The organism is Vreelandella sp. V005, from assembly GCF_052645115.1.
In genome coordinates, this window is sequence record NZ_JBQXYA010000002.1 from 612,606 (window position 1) to 636,644 (window position 24,039).

The following is a 24,039-nucleotide window of genomic DNA, read 5'->3' on the forward strand; positions in this document are numbered from 1 at the left end:
TAGTCTCGAAGTATTAGAGCGAAAAACGCCGCAGGGACAATACGATGCAGAATGCCCGCATAACGCTTCACCCAAGCAAGCAGCGCATGCAGGTGCAGGTTGATGGCATTCTGTTAGCCGACTCCACCAATACGCTTGAACTCCGCGAATACGGCTACCCGCCACGCCATTACTTTCTACGCGAAAACGTACGGATGGATTTACTCACCGTTTCAGAAACCACCACTTATTGCCCCTTTAAAGGGCATACGGTGTGTTTTTCGCTGTGTGAAAGTCGGGATATTGCTTGGAGTTATGTGGAGCCGATTGAGGGTATGGAGCCTCTAGCGGGTAGGGTGGCTTTTTATGAAGAAGTGCGCGAATGACTCTTTTCGACCCAAAGTGGTCATTCTTGGAAATGCAGCAGGAGCGTGAATTTGGGATATGTAGCCTAATTATAATTATTAAGAATGTATATTAATAGCTTGGAGTTATTTTCTTAGGCTGCATTTGTCAGATAAATATGCAGGCACGTTTATCCAATCATAAGATGGGCAGTCTAATACCTGTTAGCTAGGAATGGATTGCATAACATAGATGGGAGTTTTTATGGCGGAAAAGTCTGAAGAAGAGCGTATTAATGATGCAAGAGCCAAAAAGGCGGGAAAGCAAAGGCCGTTCCCAGCTTGCCCTTTTTTGGAAGCGTTAGATTTGGCGAAGTCCCTGCTTGAGTATGGGAGTGGGCAGCCAGTTCGGAGGATAAGTCTTTTTGATCATATTGGTAAATCTCCGGAGAGTGGTACATCTAGACAGTGGATAACCAACGCCAGCAAATATGGTTTAACAAAGGGAAGTTATAAAGCAGAGCATCTGGAATTAACCCCAGAGGGAGCGAAAGCAGTTGACGAGGAGCTCTCAGAGCGAGAAAGAACGAAGGCAAAAGTGGGCCTCGCAATTGAAAATATTGACACATTCAACCAGCTTTACGAGAAGTTCGTCGGGAACAAACTACCTGCACGTGCTGCTATGGTCGATTCAGCCAGAGATATCGGGGTGCCAGAAAAGTTTCTAGAGGAGGCTGTAGATACTTTCATTGTTAACCTCAGGGATTTGGGATTGTTGCAGACTTTATCTGGGGCAGAGCGAATAGTTACAGTTGAACACTTGCTCGACACACTCCCAAGCGGGACACCTAGACAAGCTACACCAACATCCCATCCTCATTCCCCTAGCAATTTGGTTACGCTTGAGCATGCTTCGTTCGAAAATACTTGTTTTTATATCACTCCCATTGGCGAAGATGGTAGCGAACAACGTAAACACTCCGATTTATTTTTAGGATCAATTATAGAGCCCGCCCTTGAGCAGTTTCAGCTAAAGGTTGTTCGAGCTGATAATATCGACAAGCCAGGATTTATAACACGTCAAATTATTGATTACCTGCTACGCTCGAGGCTTGTTATAGCCGATTTGTCATTTCATAATCCAAATGTCTTTTATGAGCTGGCTATAAGGCACGCTGCTCGGTTACCGGTCGTGCAAATAATTCGTGCAGCGGAAAGAATTCCTTTTGACCTTAATCAGGTTCGGACAATAAAGATTGATACTACCGACATATACTCACTCGTGCCGCGTATCGCCACCTATCAATCGGAAATTAGCAATCAAGTTCGGCGGGCACTGGAAGATCCTGATTCGGTCGACAACCCAGTTTCGTTTTTTTACCCAAATTTTGTGGCACGTATCGACGGTTGATAGCTAACAATTGCAGCCAAGGGACGCTCCTGGCGTCGCGCCCCTGCTGCTGGCGTTATGTGGAATGGTGACTTACTGAGATGGAATCGATTGCGATTAATTGGCTATCTACGCAAGTGCCAGAGTTTGGCGAGTTATCGGCTGATGAAAAGGTAGCAATTGTCGATTTTTCTATGATATGGAGCTTTTTCGAGGGAAATTGCCTCGAAAACAATGCAAACATGAGGCAGATACGCCAATACGTCGGCAATCTAACCGACGACGTTGTCGAAAGCTTCAACGATGGGGAGGTTGTTGAGTACTTCCGGTCTAGGTATACAGCTGGAACTACCTTTACTCATCATTACGATTATCTATATCTCGAACGAAGCGGAAATCCCCCAGAGGTCACTGATATGCTCCTTCGTCAAGCCGCCTCTAAATCGGTCGAGTTGATTGGATGCTTGGGAGTTATTTTTAGGTATCGGAATAACTTATTCCATGGCGAAAAGTGGCGGTATGGGTTGCGTGGGCAGCAGCAAAATTTTGAATGCTCATCGGCGTTGCTTAGATGGTTAATCGAACAAACCACATAACCAAGCGCGTAAGGCGGACGGCTTTCAGCCACCGCTTCGCTCTGCGTTAGCTGAAAAAAGGAATCAGTAGTGGAAACCTACTCTGTGGATATTAAAAAAGATGAAGAAGGCTATTTGGGTAGAGAGTGCCCCGAGTGCGAAAAGTATTTCAAGATAAAGCCGGGTACTGGTATCCCTGATTTCTCCGATTGTTATTGCCCCTATTGCCAGCATCTTGGGCCGCAATACCATTTTTGGACAAAACAGCAGATTGAGTATGCGCAGTCAGTTGTTCTAAACAAGGTTTCTGGCGATCTTCTCAAAACGATGAAGAAGATGGAGAGAAAAGCAAAAAGAAATCAGTTTATTTCTATTGGAATAACCGTAAAGGGAAAGCCAGCTCCCATTACCTACTACTCTGAAAAAGAACTTGAAGAAAAAGTCGAATGCAAAAACTGCACCTTGCAGTACGCTATCTATGGTGCATTCGGGTACTGCCCTGATTGTGCTGAGCACAACTCCCAACAGATAGCCGAGGCAAACTTTGATCTGGTAAATAAAATACTCGATCTGGCTAAAGAATCACCAGCAGATATAAAAAGCAAGCTAATTGAAAACGGGCTGGAGGACTGCATCTCGGCATTTGATGGGTTTGCACGAGAGCGTTGTCGCGACCGATATCCTAAGCTGTCCTTTCAAAATATTTACGTAGCCAAGAATAAACTCGAAGAATCCGGAATTAACATCGCTGAAGGTCTCGATAGCTCCGAATGGGAGTTCGTCGTAAATCAGTTTCAAAAGCGTCACCTTCTCGCGCATAAAATGGGCGTAGTTGATGAAGAATATATAAAGAAAACGGGCAGCCATCCAGAACAGTTGGGGAAGAAGGTGTCGATCACTGAAAATGATGTTGTGTCGTTGATAGGCCATCTAAAAGTAATCGTCTCGAACCTTTCGAAACATGTGCAGCGCAGCTAACAATCACAGGCACTGGGACAAATTTTCCGCTGCGCTCCAAATTTGCCCGTGCTGTGTGCGTTAGGGCAATCAGCGCACTCAACAAAAGGTTTTTTCAAAATGATAGGAAATTTGAGCTTAAGCAAAAATGCACAGTTTTATAGTTTGAAAAAACAGTTAAGCAAAAAATCAGTGGCTGATGCATTTAAAGATATTTCCAAAAATCGTATTGGCAGTTATCTGATAAATGAGATAAAAGAAAGTCATATAGCAAGCTCCGGGAGTAAAGCTACTTACTCTATAATCTCATATAAAATTGAGGCTGAACCCTCCTTTTTGGAGGGGACATCCACAAAAGAACATAAGTATGCGTATTTGTTGTTAATTGAGTTTGATGATGCATTGGCAATCCTGAAAAAGTACGTTGATTCGCCAGAGAAGTACTTTTCTAGATTCATTGATGAATATGACTATGAGAAATTTTGTCATTTCCATGGAGATAAAAATCCAGAACACGAGCGGGTAACGATGAAAAACATGAGCATCTCCAATGCTGTTATTAGGTCCCGTTCGTTGGAAGCGAAAAGTTTAAATGGTATTCTGCCTTCCACGTCATCAAGTAGGTCAATTCCTAGTAATTTTAGAATGAATATCGGCCAAGAGTCGTATACTTTGACTCCGAGTACTTCAAGAGTTAGTCATCGAGATAAAAAGTCTAATTTTAACGATTGGATTGATTGGGCGTTTGAGGTGAAAGAAGAAATAAAATCAACAAAAAATTCAAGTGAGTTTATAAGTAATTTTGCCTCGCCTGTTCAACTTAAGGATGTTATGGACAGGGGCTATAAAGTTGTAGCTATCCTATTTGATTTGAGTGAGATTGAAAATAAAGTAGCTTCTGGCGTTTCGGTCTTACAGAAAAATGACGGGACACAATTTAGTACGAGAGAGATTAACAGATTTTTCAATCAGTTAAAGGCTCCGATGCTGGTTGATGGGGAAGTTCTGAAAGCCAAAGGTATAGCTTTGGCGGGAAAAGTTGGCTATTCAAAAAATGTAATCACTGTTAGAAACAGAATTCTTGATCAGGTTTCGGTTATTGAAAATGGACTGCCAGATTACACCGTTGGGTCTTTTATAAATAAGAACAAACCTTTCTCTGCAGTGTTCGATTCTCCAAATTACTCCTATTTTTCAAAATCATGCTTTGAAGACAAAAAACTTTTGGGTAACATTCAATCTATTCTTAATGTGTTTGACGAAGGTTATGACTTTAGTGATGTGGTAAGTGAAAAAGAAAAACCGCACGATGCAAGTTTAACTAGATTTCCGGATAAATCTCTATTCAGAGCTGTGGAGGATAATTATTGTAATAAACATGATATTGTAATATGTGACGATATGAATGATGAGTGGGCTGATCATATTGCTATTGACAAGTCTAGCGCTACACCTTCGATAACCTTTGTTCACTCCAAATTCACTAAAAAAGATACTTATGGCGCAAGCGCGTTCCATGAGGTGGTCGCACAAGCGTTAAAGAATATAGGACGAACCCAAGCCGAAAAAAGTTTGTATAAGATTAAATATGATAATGAGTGGTCTAAAAACTATGAGGGTACCAAAATTAAGAGGGTTGATGGTGCCAAAAATTGGTCAGAGCTAGAGCAAGCTCTAGATGTTATTGAGCTGAACCCTAACTCAATAAAGAAAATAGTTCTGGCAACTCCTTTCTTGAAGAAAACAAAGCTGCGGGGTGAGTTGCAAAAGCTGTCTAAGGGGCAGAAGTGTAAGCCACATTATGTGCAGTTGATTTGGTTGATTAACACCTTTATAAGTTCATGCAAGGATTTCGGAGTCCAAGCTCATATTCTCTGCAAGCCATAGCCCTAACAATTTGCTGCACAAGGATAAATTACTCGCTACGCTCCTAATTTATCAGTGAGCAAAGCGTTATACCGCCTACTAAATCGGAGCACTTAATGCAATACGACGTCGCACTATCGTTTGCCGGAGAAGATCGCGATTACGTAGATCAGGTCGCCGGTTATCTGAGACGAGCCGGGGTTGACGTGTTCTACGATAGGTACGAGCAAGTGGATCTGTGGGGCAGAGATCTATACGAGCATCTTAGCGACGTATATCAGAACAAGGCGCGCTACACCGTTATGTTTATTTCGTGCCATTACGCCGAGAAGTTGTGGACACGTCACGAGCGCAAGAGCGCGCAAGCAAGAGCCTTCCGAGAGAGTCAAGAGTACATTCTGCCTGCTCGTTTCGATGAGTCGGAGGTTCCTGGCTTAGTTGAAACGGTCGGCTACCTCGACCTAAAACACTTCTCGCCTGAACAACTGTCGGACGCCATCTGCGAGAAACTGGTCCGGTCGGGTGTGGAACTCACGCCCGAACCTCTTCGTCCTGCTGGAGATGAAGCGCCAGCGGCCTCGCCGTCTCTGGTTACTATTGCTGTTCGGGATGAGCAGGACGCCCCCATTCCCGAGGTAGATGTACTGCTCATCGCGTCGAACGGAACCTATCTACGGGAACGTACAAGTGAAAACGGGACCGCCGCCTTTGAGGTTGCTAAGAGAAGGACTCTGACCTTATTCTGCGCTCACCCTGAGCGGCCAGCCTTTGTCAGTCCTGAATTCGATCCTGTACGAGACTTCTCGGTCACATTGCCAAGCATCGAAGGGATCGGCTCGCTTATCTGTATTCGTGGGCACAATGTGATTCCCGGTCTGAAAGGCTCGATGAACCCGATCCACGACTCCTCGGCCCGGCTCTACGTATACACGAAAAACATTGCCGTAGATGGAGGGAAACGGCAGCCTGCTAGCTTCGAGATAGGAAAGCCGTTGCACTTCGAGGATTCAGGCGGACATGAGTGCTTCGTCACATTCGTGGCTGTGATCGCCGATTGTTTTCTCGTAGAGCATAAGAAAGTTGCCTCATCGGCGGCATAACAAGCGGCTGCACGCGGACGCAGGTCCGATTCGTTTGGACTCCTGCTTTGCTAGCTTGAGAGCTCACCGCTTTGGCTGACCGCCGCGTGCCCTGCGCTGGTGAGCCGCGAGACGTTAAAGCGCTATTTTAGTTGCTACTAAAAGACCGCTCCTGGCCGAAAACTGACACCATCAACGTGTTGTCGGCTTTGATTACAATCTCTACATTCCACTAACCCTCATAACCTCCTTAGTCACTGCATCATTCAATATGCCGCGTTTGGCTTCGATCAGCGTGAGCCAATCGCGTGCGCGGGTGATGCCGGTGTAGACCAGCTCGCGGGTGAGGATTGGGTTGGGCGTTTGCGGTAGCAGTAGGGCGGTGTGCAGAAACGCCGAGCCTTGGGATTTATGTACCGTCATCGCGAACACGGTTTCTACCGCGTGCAGGCGTGAAGGCAGCACCCAGCGAATCGGTTTTTCCGGGTCACTGGTCGGAAAGGCGACTCTTAAGAGCGATCTTCCTGGCGCTCCTGATGAAGAGCGAGGGTCAGGCATCGCCATTGTGGTCAGGCACGAAACCGCCCAGCAGGCGGTCGATTTCCTTGGCAGGCATCGGACGGTAGAAGAAGAACCCCTGGACGAGGTCGCAATTCATTTCACGAAGCAATGACAACTGTTCGGCGTTCTCGACGCCCTCGGCCACCACTTCCAATCCCAACCGATGGCCGATGAAGATGGCACCCTCCATGATGGCCCTATCCTTCGGCTGTGTGGGAGCGTCGTGGATGAAGGAGCGATCGATCTTCAGGGCGGAGACTGGAAAGTGCTTGAGATAGCTCAGGGAGGAATAGCCGGTCCCGAAGTCGTCGATAGCAATGTGAATACCGCGGTGATAAAGGCGCCACAGGTCCTCAATGACGGTTTCGTCGGCTTCGATCAGGACATTCTCGGTCAATTCGATGCCGATATCCCGCGGACCTAAGCCGTGACGCTGCAGCGAGTTCTCGAAGCGCTTGAGGGCATCGGGACGCACCAGTTGACGACCCGAAACATTGATGTCGATGCGGTGTTCATGAAATCCCTTGGCACGCCATTCCACCTGCTGGCGGCAAGCCTCTTCGATGACCCAGTCGCCTAGGCGATGAATCACACCGGAACGCTCGGCCAGCGGGATAAACTCGGCAGGCGAGATCGGCGGGCCCTCGGCAGGCTGCCAGCGTAACAAGGCCTCGAGATTCTCTATTCGCCCACTGGCCGCCGAGACCAGGGGCTGGTAGTGGAGGGAGAATTCATCGTTATCCAGGGCTTCCTCGAGTCGCGCCGAGAGATAGTGCTGGCGAACCAGCTCATCATGGAGCTTCTGTTGGAAGAAACGTACAGCACCCTGACCATCCAGTTTGGCACGATTCTTGGCAACATCGGCATTACGGATCAATTCGCTTGACGATTCACCATTCTCGGGAAAGAGCGCCACACCCAGGCAGGCCGTGACCTGACGCTCCCGACCATCCAGGGCGAAAGGTTCCCGAAAGACATTCTGGACATGACGAACGACCCGTCTGACATCGGAGTCCAAGTGGACACCGGGAAAGGCCAGCACGAATTCATCGCCAGAGACACGGGACACCAGATCAGTGACTCGCTGGCACTCTCTCAGGCGCCGAGTCAGCTCAATGAGCAGGCGATCGCCCTGATCATAGCCAAGGGCATCATTGATCTCAACGAAGTGATCGATGTCCAGGTAGATGGTTGCCAGGCCATTGCCCTGGCGTCGACATGAATCCAGCAGACTGTCCAGGTCGACCTCGAAGGTCTGGCGGTTGGGGAGATGGGTGAGCCTGTCGAAACGGGTGGCGAATTCCAGGTCTCGGTGGGCGCGCTTTTGGTCGGAAAGATCGACATCCACGCAGAACATCAAGGGGGAGTCGGTATGCTCATTGAGCATCAGGTGCTGCGAAAAGACCGATACCAGTTCACCGGTTTTGTGCTTAAGATCGAGTTCACCGGCGGGTATATCGACCCCGTCTTTGATCCAGGCACAATGCGCCTGGATCACCCCGTCACGCATGAAGGCAGGAATGATCAGATCTTCCAGTAACTGCCCCTGGGCTTCCTCAGCGGTATAGCCATAGAGACGAGTGCTACCCTCATTCCAGTAAATCACTCGCCGATCGCGATCATACCCCTGAACCGCCACCTTCGGCAGGCTCTCTAGCAGGGCGCGGAATCGCTGCTCACTCTCCAGATACTGGCGGCGTACTAACTCGACTTCTTCCCTGTCGGCATTATGCGAATTGATGCCATTCGTTGAAGGTGTCTTTGACACTTCCAACTCGAGCGCACCGGAAAACTCCCTGCGGTTTTTTTTCAGGCGTTCCGGATCTCTGTGATGTCGGGAATCGCTGGCAGTCATGGGATCCACTTAAGAAAAAACACTGTCAAGAGCCATCATAATGGCAACAATGGGCACTTTGTTGTGATTATCCTACACCTATGTGTAGTAGGGAACCTACACATATACGTCATCAGCGGTCTAATCCTGTTTTAATAAAAATTAATCTTTTTTATTACATTTCTTGACATATCTTTTCAGATCTTTTCATTTCTCTCCTGTTGACCGCGTTCTTACACCGGCAACACAGGGCAATTTCGCCCAGTTAACAGGAGAATACCATCGTGAAACTCGATACCCTCAAGCACGGTTTCGATCTCACCTTCATGCCTGCCGATTCACTCGCCGATTATTGGAATCCGGGAGTGACCGAGGCGCTGAGGCATCAGGATTGGGCGAAAACCGATATTCGGGAGCGAATCGATCTGACCGCCTGGCAGGGGTTTGCCGCCGATCTTCCGCGGGATCCCTATGTCAACCAGCGGTGGAAGCGGATGTCCTGGCTCGCCCTGAACGACCATGGCGATGTCGAAGACATGGGCCAATGCCCGATGGCCCAGGGGGGGGCCTTCAACGACGCGGAGAGCATGGCGGATCGCCTGCGGTACTATGATCCGCTGACTCGGGAATTCATGGCACGCCCCGATGTGAAGGCCTTCGTTCGCGCCTGGGCAAGGCTGTGGAATATCGGTGCGCGTGAACCCATCCTGATGCAGATCACCGGGGTTCGCGGGGAAGGCAGCATCGACCCCCTTCAGGGTCAGGGGATTCATGCCGATGGCTGCAAGGCCCTAAGCATTCTGGTCCTCAATCGAGAAAACGTAGCGGGGGGTGAAAACCACCTCTACGGCGACAAGGCTGGCACGCAACCCTTGGTTGATATCACTCTGGATCCGGGTGATATCCTTCATCTGAGCGATGACCGGCTATTCCACAGTGTCGACGGGATCGAACAGCTCGACAGCGAGGCACCCTTCGAGCGGTTCATCATCATTATCAACAGCCGCTTCGTGGACGACTTCCAGAACCGGATGTTGCGTCGCCACTTCCCGGAAGCGGTCCTTAATGAGAGCGACTGACACTCTCGGTAAATTGAGAACCTAGCAACACCAACGCCCCCGGAACTCCGGGGGCGTCTTGGTTGTGCGCCTGGCATGGTGCGTAGCGCCTGATACAGCGTGTCTGCGAGATACTCAAGCGCGGGAGAGGGCGCAACATCCGACGAATGCTCGAAGAACTGGTTCCGGTCCTGCGTGGCTGGGCCAGCTACTTCAGCCTGGTGGATGTGAAAAGTATTTTGGAAGCACTGGACGGCTGGGTCCGGCCACCGCAGCGCTCCGCATTATATCAGTGTCGCCTAAAAGGCCACTCTGGCCGGGAGTAGTCATACGCCCTCAAGGATCTTACCGCTTAGCAAGGCCGAATCATTTGGCGCAAGAGCAAGGGATCCAGCAGAATACCGTTCAAAACACGACAGTCGTTGAGAGGCTGCCGTCCCGTTGCTTGCGGCGTCAAATCAGACTCTAAACCAAGCTGCTACTGAAAAAGGGGGGCATCGGAAACCCACTGCATCTCTTGAATGATAATACGATTCCGACCTGTCTCCTTGGCTTCGTAGAGGCCGTTATTGGCACGCTTGATAGCGGCTTTTAAGATCTTTTCGCTAGTGGCGGCGATGTGCGTCACACCGAAGGAGGCGGTAATAGTCATAGGCGCAGTGTCCTTCTCAATGGGCACTTGGGTTCAGGCTAAGCGATAGGTTTGACACCTAGCGCCAAAGGAATTATCACTCGTTAAAAATTTTGACCTACCTTGAGAAGCAGTACACTATATTTAATACCACATGCGTTGAATATAATTTATTCCGCGAGTGATGTTCAGGGATGTAGTTGATTTTTTTCAATGAGTAATTAAAAGTATGATAAATTTTTTATCGTTTGGCTTACGAAAATATAGATGGTGGTTACTGGCAGTCTCGCTGAATTTGTTTGCGACAACGTTACAGGCGACTGAGACTGAGCCCGTCCCAAGCACTTTTGCTCCTTCCCAAGATGAGTCCCCCATATTGACGGTGGTTACTCAGTCAGAACGGCGTTTTATTAGCCGCGCTGAAATTGAATCCTTGCCACTTCATGCCACAACTTTGCAGCACTTCAAAGGTCCGCAAGGAAGTTTTGCAGGCGTGTGGCTTAAAGATCTATTGTCTGCACAAGGTGTTGATGAAACGGCAACGCTACGTTTCATCGCTCATGACGATTACAGCACTTTTATAAATCCTGAAGAACGGGATTATCTTCTCGTTACCCGTCTCGACGGAGAGCCCTTAACGCTGACCGATTTTGGACCTACTATGCTGATTGTTCCGGCTGAGGCAGAGTTTGTTGAAGCGGGAACCGCCAATATGACCCATTGGGTCTGGTCGATTCGAGATATCATCGTTCAATGAGGTTGAGGGCCATCAAGTCAATAGCCGGGCAACTGGTGTTAGGTTTTTCTCTGCTGATGTGCATTATTGCCATTGCCATTGCGTTATATAATTTAAATGCTCGTCAGTATATGGGATCTAATTATACCTCACTGGCAGCAGTGGTTGTACGCTCTCAGTCTCATGCTGTTATGCTTCGAAACGCTCTGGAGGATTTGCGCCAACGCCCTGGAGATCCTGACGTTTTTAGTAGCCTGGAGAATCTTCTATGGCGGATACCCCAGCATATTGATGGGATCCGTTTTAGTCTGCAGACCAATAAACTTTCAAAATCAGATTATCGCGTCTCTCTAGAAGAGTTACAGGAAGTCCAGAAGCATCTGTCTGAAATGCGACAGCAGCTTGATGAAATTATCTTAGGCGCCTCACCCGAAAAGTTTCTGGATCAGGGCCAAGTGATCGAAAACGACTTGGCGTTGACTTTCAGCATCCTTGAAGGACTGGTGCATTCAGAAGCAGCCAAGCAGCGTATTGTCATGGAGCGCTTGGGGCGTACCATATCAATGCTGGTTTTTATGATCCTGCTACTAGTAGTGGGACTTTTGATATCGTTGTTTAGGCTCAAGCGCGAGCACCATAAGGTGATGCAACTTAGCCAGTTCGATGAACTAACCAAATTAGGCAATCGTCGCTATTTACTGAGTTTTGCAGAAAGCTTTTGTAAGCAAAGCCAGCGCAGTGGTTGTCCGCTGGGCTTGATTCTTATTGATATTGATTATTTTAAATATGTAAATGACACATTTGGCCATCCTACCGGTGATCAAATACTTCAGGTATTAGCCGGAGCGCTAAAAGATGAAGCTCGCGAAATAGACGTGTTAGCTCGGATCGGAGGTGAAGAGTTCTGTGTTTTGATGCCGGATACAGATGTGGATGGCGCCATGAAGCTAGCAGAGCGTATGCGCCAAAAAGTGAGCGATCTGACAGAGCAACAATTAGGCATGGCCACTTCAGTAACGGTGAGCTTAGGAGTGGCAATAGCATACAAAAACGAAGCTACCTTTGAGCATCTTTATGCGCGTGCAGACAAAGCCCTGTATCAAGCGAAAACTCACGGTCGCAATCGGGTAGAAGTCGGTTAAGGGAACACAGCATAGATCAACCTGCAGTTATAGTCTTCAAAAGCAGCTTATATTTTCTGGCTATGCCCAACAAGTCACATAAAATATTCCCTTAGATTATGTTGATAATTGCCTAATTATATGTAAATCGGCACCTTTATTGATAAGCACATTAATCAGTTAGATAAGCAAGTGTGGCTTCTGTCTTCATGTCTCTCTCTTAAACTCTTTTTTAGTTTAATTATATTGTTAGAGGAAAAGCAGATTTGTCTAATGTATGTATTAAATAGTTGGGAGCATATAGTAATTTAAATTAAGCATAATGTGTTTGATGAAAAGGTGATGCTTGATTCCTATATGAGCACGGCTATCAGGATATGGAAGGGTTTTAAAAATATAATTAAAGAAAAATAATGCTAACCCAATGGCATATTGTAACTTCGAGATTTTTAGGAAGAGATAGGTGAAAAGAATATAATAAAATACAAAATAAGAGGAGAAATAATTGAATGTTGCTTTTAAAAGTAGGCCAATTTTTACGTTATAAAAATCGAATATTTATAAGTAAGCGCTCTGTTATTATAGGGTACTACTTTCTTCTTTTCTGTAGTAAAACGGTTAAGGAATACCTCTGTCTCAGGGTTGGATGTGACAGTATTCGCCTCACTGAAGGACCGTTTTTGGCCGAAAACCGACACCAACACAGGTAATGTCGGCTTTGATTACAACCGCCCCATCCCACTAACCCTCATAACCTCCCTCGTCACCGCATCATTCAATATCCCTCGTTTGGCTTCGATCAGCGTGAGCCAGTCGCGGGCGCGGGTGATGCCGGTGTAGACCAGCTCACGGGTGAGAATGGGGTTAGGCGTTTGCGGTAACAGTAGTGCGGTATGCTGAAACTCCGAGCCTTGGGATTTGTGTACCGTCATGGCGAACACGGTTTCTACCGCGTGTAAGCGTGAAGGTAGTACCCAGTGAATTGGGTTTTCCGGGTCACTGGTCGGAAAGGCGACGCGTAAAAGTGTCCTGCCGGGAGTGCGGGGATCAGGCACCGCCATTGTGATGCCGATATCGCCGTTCATCAGTTTCAGGCCGTAGTCGTTTTGGGTGACCAGCACCGGGCGGCCTTCGAACCAGCCTTTCTCTAGCGTGTGGTCGCTGCCAAACAGCAGCTTTTCGCGGCGCAATGTTTTGGCGATGCGCAGGTTTAACCCTTCTACGCCCCAGGGGCCTTTGCGTAGGGCGCACAGAAGCTGGAAGCGGCTGTAGGCGTTGAGTACTTGCTTCGCCCAGGCATCGTAAGCGTCGCCGTTCTCTTCAAACGCCAGTGTTGTATCAGGCCGCTTACTCACTAGGGTATTCAGGTAGTGCTGGTAGCCGGTGGGCGGTGCCATTGGCTCGCCCTTGAAATTGGTGCGGCCTTCGCCTGCGTTGGGAAAACGTTGCGGGCTGCCGGTGATCACCAGGCGCTCTAGGGCGCTGTCTTCATTTTGTGCGTCAGGCTTCAATACTAGATGGTGAAGATCGGCGTAGCCGTTATTCAGTACGCCATGCACGGCTTGGTGTTTATCCCGTTCCCGCAATGCTTCACTTAACGGCTGGTTAATCGCCTGGGCGAGCTGGCCGATGCCGCTTGTTTCAGTAAAACGGTGGCTTACCCGCAGCATGGTAATGGCTTGGTCCAGCGGTTGGCCGTCGGGGTCGATTAATGCCTCCGGCAGCGGGTGGTCGGAGAGTTTGGCCAGCCACTGCGCCGTGGCGGGCGTGTAGTGGGCGGCGTCGGCGCGACGGCATAGGTCGCCCAGCACGGCACCTGCTTCCACGGATGCCAGCTGGTCTTTATCCCCCAGCAGCACCAGCTTGGCGCTGGCGGGCAGGGCGCTGAGCAGCGCTGTCATCATTTCGATATCTACCATCGAGGCTTCATCTACCACCAGCACATCCAGCGCCAGCGGGTTGGCGGCGTTGTGGCGGAAGTGGCGGGTGTCGGCGCGGGCACCAAGTAGCCTGTGAATCGTGGTCACTTCTGTCGGAATGTCGATTGCGTTCGATGAGGAAGCGGCTGAGTGCTCATCTAATAGCGATTCCAACCCGCTAAGGGGTAGCTCATTAACCTGCCCGGCGATGGATTCATTTAGCCGTGCGGCCGCTTTGCCGGTGGGGGCGGCCAGGCGAATGCGCAGCGGGTGGGAGTGGGGCTGGGCCAGCTGCAGGGATTGCAGCAGGGCCAGCAAGCGCACCACGGTGGTGGTTTTGCCGGTGCCGGGGCCGCCGGTGATGATCGCGAATGGGCTGCGAGCAGCGAGGGCACAGGCGTTTTTTTGCCAATCCAGGGTGTTGGTGGCGGGGAATAGGGCGTCCAGTGCGCTTTTGAGTAGCGGTGACTCCTCTGTCTTATACACTGGGCTATCCATCGAGCTAGGCGCTGGGCTATCCGCGCTGAGGCGTGTGGCAATTTCCTGGTGAAGGGTTTGCTCGAACTGCCAGTAGCGGCGCAGGTAGAGTTTGCTGGTGTTGACGCTGTGGCTCACTACCAGCGGCGTATTGCCGGGGCCATTGCTGATCAGCGTGGGGTGGTTGAGCGCGGCCTGCCATTCGGGCAGCGTTAGCGTGGCCAGCACGTGGCTGGGCAGCGGCGGCGGGTCGTTCAGGTCGTCACCTTCCGGCGGCAGCGAAAGCGCAAAATCCGGCGCTTCCAGCGTCGCGGCTACATCCAGGCACACATGGCCGCGGCCAAGCTGGTGGCTGGCCAACGCTGCGCCTAGCAACAGCAGCGGCGGGGCGTTTTGGGTTTCACGGTCGAGAAAGCGCACCAGGGCCAGATCCAGATCCCGCAGCCAGCCGCGGGAAACCCAGCGCTCAAACAGCAGGAATAGCGCGGCGGTATCGCTTAGCGCGGGGTGCGGCTGGGCGGAACTGGCGGCTGATTCTGTCGGTGGTGTTACCGATGCGGTTGAATCAGGTGCAGTGGGCGGCGCGTCATCGGCGAACAGGTCAAAGTTCATAGATTGTGTGTCTCTATTACTCATACCACCGCCTCTAGGCCTGTTTCTGATACTGCATCTGCTGCAGTGCCTGTAAAGAGCGCATCCAGCGCTTCAATCAGCGCGACCGGCGCGGGCACGGCGTGAACACCCCGGGCGGTGGTGCGGCTGCCGCGTAGAAATACCGTCATCGAGCCGCCCAGGTGTTGGTGCGGGTCGTAATCGGGCAGGCGCGCTTTCAGCAGCCGGTGGAGCGCGAGCATATATAGCGCCGCTTGCAGGTCGTAGCGTTTTTCGAGCATGGCATCGCGCAGGGCGTCAGCGGTGTAGGCGCTGTCGTCGCTGCCCAGGTAGTTGGATTTCCAGTCGAGCACGTAGAAGCGCCCTTCATGCTCAAAGGCGAGGTCGATAAAGCCCTTGAGCATGCCGTTGAGGGTGTCGGCATCCAATACGGGGCGTGATACCCCTGGCAGTAAGTGGTCACTGACCAGCTCATCCAACTTGCGTGTTTGTACCTGATGCGCGGCAAACCAGAACTCCAGTTCCACCTGATAGCTGTCGAGTTCGCATAGCGCCACCTGGCTGCCTGCGCTGGGCTCTGTCAGGGGCGGGGACATTGGCAGGGGTAGAGGCGTAGCTAGCAGTTCTTCCAGCCAGCCCGCCAGGGTGTCGTGCCATGCCTGCCAGCCGCGCAGCTGCACACGCCGCCGCAGCATGTCTTCTCGGGCGGCGGGGTCTTTTAGCGCATTGTTGAAACCCAGTTGGCCCGCCCACTCCAACAACCCATGCAGAAAGGTGCCGGGGCCTGGGCCTCGCGGAAACCGGTGCAGGTGAAACGATTCGGTGTTGATGGCGTTGTCGTGGGGTTCGTCCAGCACTTCCAGGGTGGTGGCTTCCTGGGGGGTGGTGGGTTCCGGCGCGGGCGTTGGCTGCGCCGCGCCTGGCATAACTTCTGAGACAGCCCCTGAGGTACGCAGCGCCGAGTAGCTGGCGATCCACCACTGTTCCCGGGCGGGGCGCAGCGGCGTGCGGGCATGGCCCAGTGCCTGCTGTTCCGGCGCCGGGGTGGAGCGCAGCGCGGTGGGTTCCGGGGCGGCACTTAGCGCGATATCGCTGCCTTTCACTAACTCGTCTAGCGCTTGGGTAAACGCGCTGGGGGCGATGGCCTTGCCGCCGTTGATCAGGTGGCCGATGGCGCTGTTCTCGCTGCCTTTTAGCGGTGCTAGCCCCAGCCAGGTGGCGTGGCGGGCGCGGGTGAGCGCCACGTAAAGCTTGCGCAGGTCTTCGCCTAGCCGTTCGCGGTCGGCGGTGGCTAGCGTTGCTTCATCGGCGCTCAGGCTGAGTTGTAGCGTGCCATCGCTATCGTGCCAGCGCAGTTGCAGGTCGGTGTCGTTGACCGGGCGGTGGTTGGCGATAAACGGCAGGAACACCAGCGGGTACTCCAGCCCCTTGGATTTATGAATGGTCACGACCTTGACCAGATCGGCGTCGCTCTCCAGGCGCAGCTTGTGGCTGTCGCCGTGGCTGTCCGGGTCGGCAATGGCTTCCGCCAGAAAGCGAATCAGCGCGTGTTCGCCATCTAGTTCCTGGCTGGCGTGCTGCAGCATTTCACCTAGGTGGAGCAGGTCGGTTAGCAAACGCTCACCTTCGGCAAACTCGCCCAGCAGCCGGGTGGCGATATCGAAATCGACCATTAATCGGCGCACCAGCGGCAGCACGCCCTGGCGCTGCCACAGGCGGTGGTAGTCGCTGAACTGCTCGACCCGCGCCTCCCAGGCCAGCTCGCTCTGATTGAGATGGTCGAGTGCTTCAAGGCTCAGCCCCAGTACCGGCGTTGCCAGGGCCGCGCGCAGCTTGGCTTCCTTGGCCTGGGGCTCGGCGCAGGAGCGTAGCCAAATGGCTAGCTGCGGAGCAATGGGGGAGCTAAACACCTTGTCATGATCCGAAAGGTAGACGCTCTTGATGCCTCGGCTGGCCAGCGCTAGTCGAATCGCCCGGGCTTCCTGCAGGCCGTTGACCAGCACGGCCATGTCCGAGGGGGCCAGCGGAGTGAGTCCGTTATCGTCGCTGTCTTCAGTCACTTTCGCAAAGCCCGCTTGTTGCTGGCGGCCTGCTTCCAATAGCGCGGCCATGTGCGAGGCGCAGCGCTCGGCCATCTTGGTTTGGTAGGCGGTTTTGGAGAGCGGCTCGTCGCTTTCCAGTGGCCACAGGGTCATCGCGGCTAGCGGTTTGCCGTTGAGTACCAGCGTCTCCTTGGTGCCTTTGGCGTTGACGGGGTTGAACGGCAGCGGGTTGTCGCCGCCATCGGCACGGAAAAGAAAGGCGCCGCCCTCATGCTGGTCGGCGTAGCTAAAGCAGTGATTGACCGCTGCCACCATGGCGCGGCTGGAACGGAAGTTGGTGCCCAGCGTAACGTGGCGGCCATCGGTTTCTTGCCGGGCCTGTAGGTAAGTGAAGATATCCGCGCCGCGGAATGCGTAGATCGCCTGCTTGGGGTCGCCAATCAGCAGGATGGCGCTGTCGCGACGGGGCGTTGCGACGTCATACACGGCGTTGAAGATGCGGTACTGGATCGGGTCGGTGTCCTGGAACTCGTCGATCAGTGCTACGGGGAACTGGCGCTGGATCTGCGCGGCCAGGGCCTCTTTGTTGGGGCCTTTCAGGGCGCGATCCAGGTGGGTGAGCAGATCGTTGGGGCCCATCTCGGCGCGGCGTTCCTGTTCGCGCTCCAGCCGGGTGCGGCACCACTGTACGGCGTGAATCAACAGGTCGTTGTGCGGCTCGGGCAGGGCATCCAGCACTTGCGGTAGCTGTGCCAGCGCTTCCCATGCCTGCGGGCAGGGCGGTGCGCCCTCTTTCCAGATATCCGCCATGCCGTCGGGCGTCATGCGTTTCCAGGCGGCGTCGGTGAGCGCCGGGCGGTCGGCATCCGTTTCGCACCACTCGCGTAGCGCGCCTAGCCAGTTGGTGCGGCTTTTGGCGTTGAAGCTCTGGCCCTTGAAGGCTTTACGCGTGGCGGCGTCTTCCAGGGCGGGCACCAGTTCGTCCAGCCAGGCGGGCCAGGGGGCTTTGAGTTCGCTGAGCTGAGCGGCGCGTTCGGCCTGGGTGGCGGCCAGGATCTCGCTGGGTTCGGGCTTTTCGTCGCCCAGCGCTTCGCTTTCGGGCAGTAGCCGTTGCAGCGGGGCGTGCAGGTCGTCCGGTGATTTCCAGTAGCGGGTGACAATGCCGAGGGCGTCGCTGTCCAGCGGGTAGTAGAAGCTGCGCCAGTAGTCGCGCACCACTTCTTGCTCCAGTTCGCGCTGGTCGTTTTCCAGGTTGAGCGAGAATAGACTGCCGCTGTCGAAGGCGTGTTCGCGCAGCATGCGGTAGCACCAGCTGTGGATGGTGGAAACCGCGGCTTCGTCCATCCATTCCGCGGCTAGCGCCAGGCGCCGCGAACAGGCGGGCCAGGTGGCGGGGGCGTATTGGTCGCGGAGTTCTATGAGCAGGGGATCATGAGCAGGTGGCACGGAAGCAGGCCACTGCGAGGGCGCTGTGAACCCGTCCTTGGGCGCTACTTTTTCCATCCCTGGAAAAAGACCCTCTTCGTGACCTGCTTCCTTAGCATCTGGAGTCTCACGAAATACGTCTGCTGCTTCTACCAGCCGATTGCGGATCCGTTCGCGCAGCTCTTGGGTGGCGGCGTTGGTGAAGGTAACGACCAGGATTTCCGGCGGCGTGAGCGGGCGGATAAACGCGGTGTCGTCGTCAACGCGGTGGCCGCCGAGTACTAGCCGCACGTAGAGCAGGGCGATGGTGAAGGTTTTGCCGGTGCCTGCGCTGGCCTCTATCAGTCGGCTGCCGTGGAGCGGGAGGCTTAGTGGATTGAGTGGTTCAGGCTGGCTCATCACTGATCTCCGGACGCTGGCAGCAGAAAGCAAATCGGCCCAACGTGGGGCCTAGACTGTATGAGAGCCCCGCCACCTGATAATCTTGTCGCCGAGCCACTCTTGGTGCATTTTAGTTTACGCTACCGGCGGCTTCGGTTCACTCTAACGATGGGATCTCATGCTGACATCGCTGCTGGATAATGACTTTTACAAGATCACGATGCAGAACGCCGTGATCAAACGCTTTCCCTATGCCCAGGCGCGCTACGCGTTTATCAATCGTGGCGAGCACGAATTCCCTGATGGCTTCAGTGCTGCGCTGCGTCGCGAAGTGGATCAGATGGCGACGCTGCGCTTGAGCGATGAAGAGAAGCGCTATCTCGAAATAACCTGCCCTTATCTTGACCCTACCTATCTCGACTTCCTGGCCGGATTTCATTACGACCCCGCCGAGGTGATTATCGAGCAGCAGGGCAGTGACCTCTCGGTGATTATCGAAGGGCCCTGGTACCGCACCATTCTTTGGGAAGTGCCGTTGATGGCGCTGATCAGCGAGCTTTGGTATCGGCTGCGTGGCGTGTCGGTCACCCATGAGGCTGATGCGATGATCGAACAGCGCGCCCAGGAGAAAATTGAACTCTACCGCCGCTTGGGGTTGAAAATTGCCGAGTTCGGCACCCGTCGGCGCTTCTCGTTCGATGTTCATGACCGTGTGGTGGGTGCACTTTGCCACCATGGTGGCGAGGCGTTTAGCGGCACCAGCAATGTGCTGCTGGCCATGCGCCATGGGGTTAAGCCGATCGGCACCCACGCCCATGAGTGGTTCATGTTCCATGGCGCCCGCTTCGGTTTCAAGATGGCTAATAGCCTTGCCCTTGAGCATTGGGTGGATGTGTATCGCGGTGATCTGGGCATTGCCCTGACCGATACGTTCACCTCGCGGGCCTTTTTTGATAGCTTCGATAAGAAGTTCGCCAAGCTGTTCGATGGCGTGCGCCACGATAGCGGCGACCCGATTGATTTTGCCTCCCAAACCATCGCCCACTACGAGCGCTTGGGCATCAATCCGTTGAGCAAGACGATCATCTTTTCCGATGCGCTGACGCCGGAGAAGGTCGAGCATATTCACGCATTTTGCGAAGACCGGATCGGGATGGCATTCGGCATCGGCACCAACTTCACCAATGATGTGGGTGTCGAGCCGATGAACATGGTGATCAAGATGGTCGAGGCACGCCCGGAAGGGCAGCAGTGGCTGCCGGTGATCAAGCTCTCCGATGTGCCGGACAAGCACACTGGCGACCCGGAGATGATTTCGTTGGCGAAGCGGGTGTTAACCTTGGGCTGGAAGAGCCATTAGGCTTTTCAGCCTTTAACGGCACGATGCAGCGGCGCGTAGAGCGCTTCGGTCAGGGTGGCGAAACGGTGGCCTAGCGCCTGCTCGCTGAACAGCCGTTCGAAGCTCGGCCATTGGTGGGAAAGATAGGCGCTTTGGGCGACTTCCCCGGTCTGGAAGCGCCCTCCTTCGTAGGCGGTTTCGGCGGCGGCGTAAGCATCGCTGTCCGGTTCGGATTCTGGCGTACCCAGCTTCGCCAGCCAAGCGAAAGCGGCCTGTGGCGCCAGCGGTAGCGGGGCTTGCATGCCATCGCACCAGACGCTTAGCAGGTTTTGTAGCTGGTAGCGGGCATTCCCGGCTTCAAGTGGCTCCAGCCGCACATGGCCTGCTTTGGAAAGTAGCTGGGTGGTCATTGGCCCCTCACTATTGCCCGCCAAATGCGCGACCCAGGGGCGTAGCAGGTGCTGCCAGCGGTATTGACCACGGCCGCGCCCCTGGCTGACTAGGCTGCTGCTGAGCAATAGCAGGCGGCAGCGGTTACCTGCTTCATCCCGGCGTAGTTCTCCTAGCCAGTCCTCCAGCGTTACCTTCCCTTCAGCGCTTTCAGCTCTTTTAACAACAACATGCACCGCCTGTGGCGCTGCTACCACGTGTGGCCACTCTTGCAGCGCCTCTTCGTAGGCGCCAAATAGGGCCTCCATCGGTTCGGCCAGCGTTTCGCGCATCCGCTCGCCAAAGGCACCCACGGCCAACACGCCTTGACCCTTGAAGCGTTCCAACGCAGCGTGCAGCGCTTCTACTCGCGGCTGACCGTTATCCATGGCGTGACGCTGGGCGGCGATCAATTGATCCTGCAATTGCCAGTTCTGTAGCCCGTCCAGCGTGAAGGGTTCAACGTCTAGCCGGGTCAGCGCTTCCTGCTCGAAATAAACACCCAGGCGGGTGTTAAAAAATGCCTTCGCGGGGTCGCGTAGAAAGCTGCCTAGCTGGTTCAGGGTTAACGCGCTCTGCTGTTCGCTGTCCGCCTTAAGCGCTGGAGACTTTGCGCCTTGGGTGCTTTCGCCACTTGGGGTGTGCAGGGCGTGCCATTCGTGGGCATACGTAAACAGCCGCGCCTGGGCAGGGGAATCGCTGATTTGTTCGGTAAAATAGCGGCGGCTGAACGGTTGCAGCGGGTGCTCGGTGGTTAACGCTTCCAGCAATGGCTCGCCGTTTTGCGTGTGCCAGCCTGCTTCGAGGTGGTCGCGCAGCTGCCCGACCAACACCGAGGGCGGCATGGGGTTATTGTCGATCTGGCTGCGGCCCACCCAGCTGATATAGAGCTGTTGGCGGGCGGAGAGCAGCGCTTCCAGAAACAGGTAGCGGTCGTCTTCGCGCCGTGAGCGGTCGCCGGGGCGGTAGTCGCTGCCCATCAGGTCAAAATCCAACGGCGGCTGTGAGCGCGGGTACTCGCCATCGTTCATGCCCAGCAGGCACACATGTTTGAAGGGAATGGCGCGCATCGGCATCAGCGTGGCGAAGTTGACTGCGCCCGCGAGAAAACGTTGGGAGAGGCTGTGTTCGTCGATTTGCCCCAGCCAGTGTTCGCGCACCATGGAGAGCGGCAGGGGATCAAAAAGCGCGGCCTCTTCAGTGCTGTCTAGCAACTGCTGGAGCGCGTTTTCGAGCTTGGTGAGCATGACGCTTTCCTGGGCGTCGTCGGTCAGGAAGTAGGTTTCCAGCAGTTCGCGCAGCCGGGCCACCCAGCTGGCGGCGTCGGTGGGCTGGCAGAGGATCTCCCAGGTGGTTTCCAGCTTTTCTAGCAGATTTGCCAGCGGGCCTGCTAGTGATGCTTCCAGCCCGCCAATATCGTCGAATGGCTCGATGCCTTGCCACGCCTCGGCATTGCCTACGGTGTAACCCAGCAGCAGACGACGCAGGCCAAAGGCCCAGGTGTTTTGGGTCAGGCCTTCGGGGAGGTCCAGCCGGGTGCGTTGCTCTGCGTTGAGCCCCCAGCGGATCCCGGCGCCCTCGATCCAGCGGCTGAGAGTGGGCAGGTCGTGCTCATTGATGCCAAAGCGCGTGCGCAGCGCAGGGACTTCTAGCAAGTCGAGCAGGTCGCTTACCGAAAGGCGCAATTCCGGCAGGCGCAACAATTTTTCCAGCGCGATCATCATCGGCAGGCGGTGGCGGCTGGCCTGATCCGAAAGCGTGTAAGGAATGTAGCGCGGGTCGTCGGGTCTCGCGTTCGCGTTGTAGCCACCGAAAGCGGAGCGGTACTGGCCGAACACTGCTTCTATGTGCGGCGCGTAGCGGTCGATATCCGGCACCATGACGATGATATCCCGCGGGCGCAAATTCGGGTCGGCGCTGAAGGCCGCCAGTAGCTGGTCGTGAAGAATCTCCACTTCCCGCTGGGGGCCGTGAGCGATATGGAACACGATGGAGTCGTCGCTGGCTGGGGCGATCGCGGGCCAGTGGGTTTGGGTTTCCGCCACAGGGCGCAACTCGCGGATATCGTCCTGCAGCTGGCTGAGCAGGCAGTTACGCTCTTCGCCGCTGAACGGCTCGAACATATCGATGCGCAGCGCCTGCTGCTCGAAGAGCGTTTTGTAGTTGCCGGAATCATCGTGTTCGTCGAGCAGGCGCAGGTAGTCGCGGCCCTGTTTGCCCCAGGCGGCCAGCAGCGGCTGTGCGTGCAGGTGAAGGGCGTCATCGGCATCGCCGGTGCCTAGCACGTCCAGGGCGTCGGGCATGCCTGCCTTGCGCCGCTGGCGGTAGCGGCTGGCGCGCAGTAGGTCTTTGTGCTCGATAATATCCGCCCAGTAGTACTGGCAGGGGTTATGCACGCAGAGCACGATTTGGCAGCAGCGCGAGAGCGCCGCCAGGGCTTCTAGCGTTTGTTGGGGCAGCGAAGAAATACCGAAAATGATCAGCCGCCGGGGTAAACCGGGTGGGCACGCTTGGCCTTCAAGGTGAACGGCGGCTTCCAGAAAACGACTATGCACCTGGGCGCGGCTGCTGTTAAGGCCTGTGTCGCCTTGCGTCATCGCCACATCGTCGCGCAGCGCGCGCCATAGCTCGGGCTGCCACAGCTGATGCGCTTCCAGGGGACGGGCTTCGCCACGGGCGGTGATGAGTACGTCTTTACCTTTGGCCCAGGCGTCCAGCCAGTCGGCACGATACACCTGGTACTGATCGAATAGATCCGCCAACCGCTCGGCCAACTGGTAGTGCTTGCGCTGGTCGCGATCGACCTCTAGAAAGCGCGCGAGCGGCGCAAAGGCTTCCTGCTCGGCAAGGCTGGGCAACAGGCGCAGTAAGCGCCATATCAACCGCGACTTATCGAAAGGCGACGTTTCCGGCACCGCGTGCTCGTCGTGGGTTAAGCTGTCTTTTGTTAAATTAGTCAACACCGTGCGATAGGCCTGCCAAAGAAAACGCGCGGGCAGTGTGACGTTGAGTGCCGCCGCTATGCCTGCGCCGCCTTGGGCCGGGTCTTCCGCCAGCGCCAGCTTTAGCCACTGCCCAATGCCGTTGCTCTGCACCAGAATGGTTTCATTCTCCAGTGGCGAGAGCGGGTGCAGACGCATCCACTCCACCGCCAAACCGCGCAAATCTTCCAGGCGATTGGCGTGCACGACCATAAAGCCCGGAGTTAGCGGTGTTTGTGAGAGCAGCGAGTTTGCAGACATGCAGGATGTTCCTTAGTTAATCATTCCTTTACGGCAGGGGCA

At 54.1% G+C, this 24,039-nt stretch carries 18 protein-coding genes and 1 pseudogene; 12 read left to right on the forward strand and 7 right to left on the reverse strand.

The window, feature by feature from the left end; translation table 11 throughout:
• Positions 1 to 44: 44 nt before the first annotated feature.
• The 6 genes from ACUN8H_RS08105 (at position 45) to ACUN8H_RS08130 (ending at position 6,211) form a co-directional block, all read left to right on the forward strand.
• Positions 45 to 365: a DUF427 domain-containing protein gene (locus ACUN8H_RS08105; protein WP_445531637.1), complete on the forward strand. Its 321-nt coding sequence runs from the start codon at positions 45 to 47 to the stop codon at positions 363 to 365.
• Between the two features lie 223 nt (positions 366 to 588).
• Positions 589 to 1,734, forward strand: a complete 1,146-nt coding sequence (locus ACUN8H_RS08110; protein ID WP_445531638.1) for a hypothetical protein — start codon at positions 589 to 591, stop codon at positions 1,732 to 1,734.
• An 80-nt stretch (positions 1,735 to 1,814) separates the two neighbouring features.
• The gene (locus ACUN8H_RS08115) at positions 1,815 to 2,309 is read left to right on the forward strand and encodes a hypothetical protein (protein ID WP_445531639.1); all 495 of its coding nucleotides are present in this window, start codon (positions 1,815 to 1,817) and stop codon (positions 2,307 to 2,309) included.
• Positions 2,310 to 2,378: 69 nt separating this feature from the next.
• Positions 2,379 to 3,266 (forward strand): hypothetical protein, encoded by an 888-nt coding sequence (locus ACUN8H_RS08120; protein WP_445531640.1) that lies wholly within the window; start codon positions 2,379 to 2,381, stop codon positions 3,264 to 3,266.
• 99 nt (positions 3,267 to 3,365) lie between these two features.
• A complete protein-coding gene (locus ACUN8H_RS08125) occupies positions 3,366 to 5,132 on the forward strand; it encodes a hypothetical protein (RefSeq protein ID WP_445531641.1) in 1,767 nt (588 codons plus the stop codon).
• Between the two features lie 95 nt (positions 5,133 to 5,227).
• Positions 5,228 to 6,211, forward strand: a complete 984-nt coding sequence (locus tag ACUN8H_RS08130) for a toll/interleukin-1 receptor domain-containing protein (protein ID WP_445531642.1) — start codon at positions 5,228 to 5,230, stop codon at positions 6,209 to 6,211.
• A gap of 201 nt (positions 6,212 to 6,412) precedes the next feature.
• On the opposite strand, the pseudogene ACUN8H_RS08135 reads toward ACUN8H_RS08130, so the two are convergent.
• A pseudogene (locus ACUN8H_RS08135) lies at positions 6,413 to 6,757 on the reverse strand (ATP-binding domain-containing protein); the annotation flags it as partial.
• Positions 6,741 to 8,606, reverse strand: coding sequence for a putative bifunctional diguanylate cyclase/phosphodiesterase (locus tag ACUN8H_RS08140; RefSeq protein ID WP_445531643.1), 1,866 nt, complete (start codon positions 8,604 to 8,606; stop codon positions 6,741 to 6,743). The gene ACUN8H_RS08140 and the pseudogene ACUN8H_RS08135, both read right to left, overlap by 17 nt.
• 263 nt (positions 8,607 to 8,869) lie before the next feature.
• Here ACUN8H_RS08140 and ACUN8H_RS08145 point away from each other — a divergent pair, with 263 nt between their 5' ends.
• Positions 8,870 to 9,664: a 2OG-Fe dioxygenase family protein gene (locus ACUN8H_RS08145; RefSeq protein ID WP_445531644.1), complete on the forward strand. Its 795-nt coding sequence runs from the start codon at positions 8,870 to 8,872 to the stop codon at positions 9,662 to 9,664.
• 92 nt (positions 9,665 to 9,756) lie between these two features.
• Positions 9,757 to 9,969 (forward strand): group II intron maturase-specific domain-containing protein, encoded by a 213-nt coding sequence (locus ACUN8H_RS08150; RefSeq protein ID WP_445531726.1) that lies wholly within the window; start codon positions 9,757 to 9,759, stop codon positions 9,967 to 9,969.
• Positions 9,970 to 10,121: 152 nt separating this feature from the next.
• Here ACUN8H_RS08150 and ACUN8H_RS08155 read toward each other — a convergent pair whose 3' ends face one another.
• Together ACUN8H_RS08155 and ACUN8H_RS08160 are read right to left on the reverse strand one after the other, a co-directional pair.
• Positions 10,122 to 10,322, reverse strand: coding sequence for a diguanylate cyclase domain-containing protein (locus ACUN8H_RS08155; RefSeq protein ID WP_445531645.1), 201 nt, complete (start codon positions 10,320 to 10,322; stop codon positions 10,122 to 10,124).
• Positions 10,323 to 10,484: 162 nt separating this feature from the next.
• Entirely contained in the window at positions 10,485 to 10,649 is a 165-nt protein-coding gene (locus ACUN8H_RS08160; RefSeq protein WP_445531646.1) for an uL15m family ribosomal protein, read from the reverse strand.
• 1 nt (position 10,650) lies between these two features.
• Here ACUN8H_RS08160 and ACUN8H_RS08165 point away from each other — a divergent pair, with 1 nt between their 5' ends.
• The 3 genes from ACUN8H_RS08165 to ACUN8H_RS08175 all read left to right on the forward strand — a co-directional run bounded on the left by ACUN8H_RS08165 (position 10,651) and on the right by ACUN8H_RS08175 (position 12,545).
• On the forward strand, positions 10,651 to 11,031 hold the full coding sequence (locus ACUN8H_RS08165) for a hypothetical protein (RefSeq protein WP_445531647.1): 381 nt from the start codon (positions 10,651 to 10,653) through the stop codon (positions 11,029 to 11,031).
• 35 nt (positions 11,032 to 11,066) lie between these two features.
• Positions 11,067 to 12,152 carry a GGDEF domain-containing protein gene (locus ACUN8H_RS08170; RefSeq protein WP_445531648.1) on the forward strand — a complete coding sequence of 362 codons (1,086 nt, stop codon included), beginning with the start codon at positions 11,067 to 11,069 and terminating at the stop codon, positions 12,150 to 12,152.
• Between the two features lie 303 nt (positions 12,153 to 12,455).
• Positions 12,456 to 12,545: a hypothetical protein gene (locus ACUN8H_RS08175; protein ID WP_445531649.1), complete on the forward strand. Its 90-nt coding sequence runs from the start codon at positions 12,456 to 12,458 to the stop codon at positions 12,543 to 12,545.
• Between the two features lie 308 nt (positions 12,546 to 12,853).
• On the opposite strand, the gene recD is transcribed toward ACUN8H_RS08175, so the two are convergent.
• Positions 12,854 to 15,139, reverse strand: a complete 2,286-nt coding sequence (gene recD, locus ACUN8H_RS08180) for an exodeoxyribonuclease V subunit alpha (protein WP_445531727.1) — start codon at positions 15,137 to 15,139, stop codon at positions 12,854 to 12,856.
• Between the two features lie 20 nt (positions 15,140 to 15,159).
• A complete protein-coding gene (recB, locus tag ACUN8H_RS08185; RefSeq protein ID WP_445531650.1) occupies positions 15,160 to 19,005 on the reverse strand; it encodes an exodeoxyribonuclease V subunit beta in 3,846 nt (1,281 codons plus the stop codon).
• Between the two features lie 160 nt (positions 19,006 to 19,165).
• Between recB and pncB the strand changes: the two genes are divergently transcribed.
• Positions 19,166 to 20,347 carry a nicotinate phosphoribosyltransferase gene (gene pncB, locus ACUN8H_RS08190; protein ID WP_445531651.1) on the forward strand — a complete coding sequence of 394 codons (1,182 nt, stop codon included), beginning with the start codon at positions 19,166 to 19,168 and terminating at the stop codon, positions 20,345 to 20,347.
• Positions 20,348 to 20,352: 5 nt separating this feature from the next.
• Here the strand turns inward: pncB and recC are convergent, their stop codons facing one another.
• Entirely contained in the window at positions 20,353 to 23,997 is a 3,645-nt protein-coding gene (gene recC, locus ACUN8H_RS08195) for an exodeoxyribonuclease V subunit gamma (RefSeq protein WP_445531652.1), read from the reverse strand.
• Positions 23,998 to 24,039 lie beyond the last annotated feature (42 nt).

Excerpts from the sequence above, each read along its gene's own strand:
- ACUN8H_RS08105 (WP_445531637.1), top strand. The coding sequence starts at position 45 with ATGCAGAATGCCCGCATAACGCTTCACCCAAGCAAGCAGCGCATGCAG.
- ACUN8H_RS08110 (WP_445531638.1), top strand. The coding sequence starts at position 589 with ATGGCGGAAAAGTCTGAAGAAGAGCGTATTAATGATGCAAGAGCCAAA.
- ACUN8H_RS08115 (WP_445531639.1), top strand. The coding sequence starts at position 1,815 with ATGGAATCGATTGCGATTAATTGGCTATCTACGCAAGTGCCAGAGTTT.
- ACUN8H_RS08125 (WP_445531641.1), top strand. The coding sequence starts at position 3,366 with ATGATAGGAAATTTGAGCTTAAGCAAAAATGCACAGTTTTATAGTTTG.
- ACUN8H_RS08130 (WP_445531642.1), top strand. The coding sequence starts at position 5,228 with ATGCAATACGACGTCGCACTATCGTTTGCCGGAGAAGATCGCGATTAC.
- ACUN8H_RS08140 (WP_445531643.1), bottom strand. The coding sequence starts at position 8,606 with ATGACTGCCAGCGATTCCCGACATCACAGAGATCCGGAACGCCTGAAA.
- ACUN8H_RS08160 (WP_445531646.1), bottom strand. The coding sequence starts at position 10,649 with ATGGGGGACTCATCTTGGGAAGGAGCAAAAGTGCTTGGGACGGGCTCA.
- recD (WP_445531727.1), bottom strand. The coding sequence starts at position 15,139 with ATGAACTTTGACCTGTTCGCCGATGACGCGCCGCCCACTGCACCTGAT.
- recB (WP_445531650.1), bottom strand. The coding sequence starts at position 19,005 with ATGAGCCAGCCTGAACCACTCAATCCACTAAGCCTCCCGCTCCACGGC.
- pncB (WP_445531651.1), top strand. The coding sequence starts at position 19,166 with ATGCTGACATCGCTGCTGGATAATGACTTTTACAAGATCACGATGCAG.
- recC (WP_445531652.1), bottom strand. The coding sequence starts at position 23,997 with ATGTCTGCAAACTCGCTGCTCTCACAAACACCGCTAACTCCGGGCTTT.